This window comes from Vibrio sp. 1167 (assembly GCF_033340375.1).
Lineage (GTDB): Bacteria > Pseudomonadota > Gammaproteobacteria > Enterobacterales > Vibrionaceae > Vibrio > Vibrio alginolyticus.
Window position 1 is genome coordinate 1 of the sequence record NZ_JAWOWK010000046.1, and the last position, 1,611, is coordinate 1,611.

2 protein-coding genes and 1 pseudogene are annotated in these 1,611 nt (G+C 44.8%); 2 read left to right on the forward strand and 1 reads right to left on the reverse strand.

Annotation, left to right across the window (positions count from 1 at the left end; genetic code table 11):
• Both R7Z78_RS24205 and R7Z78_RS24210 read left to right on the forward strand, forming a co-directional pair.
• Positions 1 to 123: pseudogene (locus R7Z78_RS24205) on the forward strand (ABC transporter ATP-binding protein); the annotation flags it as partial.
• Positions 124 to 252: 129 nt separating this feature from the next.
• A complete protein-coding gene (locus tag R7Z78_RS24210; RefSeq protein ID WP_005458957.1) occupies positions 253 to 678 on the forward strand; it encodes a phosphate-starvation-inducible protein PsiE in 426 nt (141 codons plus the stop codon).
• Between the two features lie 54 nt (positions 679 to 732).
• Here the strand turns inward: R7Z78_RS24210 and R7Z78_RS24215 are convergent, their stop codons facing one another.
• Entirely contained in the window at positions 733 to 1,599 is an 867-nt protein-coding gene (locus tag R7Z78_RS24215) for a YicC/YloC family endoribonuclease (protein WP_015296114.1), read from the reverse strand.
• Positions 1,600 to 1,611: the final 12 nt, after the last annotated feature.

The following is a 1,611-nucleotide window of genomic DNA, read 5'->3' on the forward strand; positions in this document are numbered from 1 at the left end:
AAAGAAATTTACGCGAACCCACAAAACGATTACACCAAGAAACTGCTCTCAGCGATTCCGATTACCCATCCTAAATATCGCAAGAAAAAGCGTGTGGCAGAAAAAAAGCAGCAAGTGGCGTAAGCCGTGCCACCATCGCATTCAAGAAAACACGCTCCGTTAAATAAACAGGGCGTTTTTCTTATGTATCCTTTTTTATCTTGCATGCTAAACTCAAAACTTATCTCTTTGGTTTTGCTTGGATAATTGGCTATGCCATCAAATTTACCTAAATCGTTCAGTCGCCCATTTTTAAAGATGTTCCACATCTTAGAAGCGGTTCTGTTGGTCGCTATTACCTTGGCAACTATTTATGCCATGGCTCAAGAGTTCATTCACGTCTTTGTTGAGAAGCGAGTGCTGTTGACGGACATCTTATTGATGTTCATCTATCTTGAGGTTTTAGCGATGGTGCAGCAGTTTGTGATGAACGGTAAGATCCCCGTTCGCTATCCTATCTATATCGCGATGATGGCCATTGCTCGCTACATCACTTTAGGTATGAAAGAGTTGGATGCCACTTTGGTGGTTTGGCTTTCTATAGCGGCGTTTATCTTGGCGGCAGCGACCTTGGTGATTCGCGTTGGACACCACTATTGGCCGTATGTTGACAACCGAACCTTGGAAAAAGACGAATAAAATAAAGCCCCGCACTAAGCGGGGCTTTCAATATGTAATCTAAATGTTTTTAGATTATTCGATGTTTTGGATCTGTTCGCGCATTTGTTCGATCAGAACTTTCAGTTCAACACCCGACGCAGTGATGTCGGTGCTGATCGATTTAGAAGCGAGCGTGTTTGACTCACGGTTGAATTCTTGCATCATGAAATCCAGACGACGACCGACTGCGCCACCTTTTTTCAGGATGTTGGTCGTTTCTTTCACGTGAGAATCCAGACGATCCAGCTCTTCTGCAACGTCTGACTTTTGCGCTAGCAAGATAAGCTCTTGTTCTACACGAGAAGCATCCAGTTCAATTTTCGCATCTTCAAATTTTGAGAATAGACGCTCACGTTGCCATTCTAGGATTTCAGGCATGCGAGCACGAACTTTCACCACTTCTGCGGTAATCGCGTCTAGGCGTTGTTCGATCAGCGCTTTCATGTTGTCGCCTTCACGACCACGCGCTTCAATAAATTCACTAATTGCTTCATCAAATGCAGCAAGCAGTTCTTTGTTGACCTCATCCATGTTTTGCTCTGGAGTTTCCATCACTCCAGGCCATTGCATGACTTGAAATGGATTGATGCGGCTAAGCTCACCAGTCATGTGCATAACTTGTTCAGCAGCTTTAATCACTTGGGTTGCCAACGCTTCGTTGATGCTAAGCTCGGCTTTTGCTGCAGGGTTCGCTTCGAAACGAAGGCTACATTCCACTTTTCCTCGCGCTAGACGTTTACGAAAACGCTCGCGTAGAACTGGTTCTAAAGCTCGGAATTGTTCTGGCATGCGGAAATAGGTTTCTAGGTAACGCTGGTTTACACTGCGGATTTCCCATACCGCAGAACCCCAATCGCCTTTTACTTCTTTGCGCGCATACGCAGTCATACTGTAAATCATCGAATTTTCCTG

Coding starts and splice junctions, on each gene's coding strand:
- R7Z78_RS24210 (WP_005458957.1), top strand. CDS start 253: ATGCCATCAAATTTACCTAAATCGTTCAGTCGCCCATTTTTAAAGATG.
- R7Z78_RS24215 (WP_015296114.1), bottom strand. CDS start 1,599: ATGATTTACAGTATGACTGCGTATGCGCGCAAAGAAGTAAAAGGCGAT.